Genomic DNA, 590 nt, shown 5'->3' on the forward strand with positions numbered 1-590 from the left:
GTCGGGAAGTCCGCGAAGCAGATGGAGATGTCCATCGCGGTGATGACGAGCTCGACGACCTTGGCGAAGCGCTCGGCGTCGAAGGCCTGGTTGCCCTTGCCGTCGTCGTCGAGGAACTTCATCAGGTTCAGCGAGGCGAGGTTGCAGGACGTGTTGTCCAGGTGCATGTACTCGCTGCAGGGGTTGGACGCGGTGATGCGGCCCGACTCGGGGCAGGTGTGCCAGTTGTTGATCACACCGTCGTACTGGATGCCCGGGTCGGCGCAGGCCCACGCGGCCTCGGCGAGCTTGCGGAAGAGCGCCTTGGCGTCGACCTTCTCGATGACCTCGCCGGTCATGCGGGCCCGCAGGCCGAACTCGGTGCCGTTCTCGACGGCCGTCATGAACTCGTCGTTCACACGGACGGAGTTGTTGGCGTTCTGGTACTGGACGGACGTGATGTCGTCGCCGCCCAGGTCCATGTCGAAGCCCGCGTCGCGCAGGGCGCGGATCTTCTCCTCTTCCTTCACCTTGGTGGCGATGAAGTCCTCGACGTCCGGGTGGTCCACGTCCAGGACGACCATCTTGGCGGCGCGACGGGTGGCACCACC

General features: G+C 65.4%; 1 pseudogene. It reads right to left on the reverse strand.

From position 1 onward, the window contains the following. Positions 1–590, reverse strand: a pseudogene (locus ADK55_RS15635) (vitamin B12-dependent ribonucleotide reductase); the annotation flags it as partial.

It is taken from the genome of Streptomyces sp. WM4235, assembly GCF_001279725.1.
Lineage (GTDB): Bacteria > Actinomycetota > Actinomycetes > Streptomycetales > Streptomycetaceae > Streptomyces.